The sequence below is a fragment of the Pseudomonas sp. SIMBA_068 genome, from assembly GCF_046534705.1.
Lineage (GTDB): Bacteria > Pseudomonadota > Gammaproteobacteria > Pseudomonadales > Pseudomonadaceae > Aquipseudomonas > Aquipseudomonas putida.
Genome location: NZ_JAWRYI010000332.1, coordinates 1 through 284, shown reverse-complemented (window position 1 = coordinate 284; position 284 = coordinate 1). Strand labels below are relative to the sequence as shown.

1 pseudogene is annotated in these 284 nt (G+C 54.9%); it reads right to left on the bottom strand.

From position 1 onward, the window contains the following. A pseudogene (locus SB756_RS29410) lies at positions 1-284 on the bottom strand (phosphomannomutase CpsG); the annotation flags it as partial.

Genomic DNA, 284 nt, shown 5'->3' with positions numbered 1-284 from the left:
CGCTCATTTCGCCACCGTAGATGGCGTCTTCCTTGCGCATACGTTCTTTAATAAAGGCGTGTCCGGTTTTCGACATCACCGGAGTGCCGCCCGCGGCGGTCACCACATCAACGGTGTTCCAGGAGAGACGCGGATCGTGGATGATCTTCGCGCCGGGATTTTTTTCGAGGAATGCTTCTGCCAGCAGGCCGACAATGTAGTAGCCCTCGATAAACTGCCCTTTTTCGTCAAACAGGAAACAGCGGTCAAAATCGCCATCAAAGGCAATGCCCATATCCGCGCCG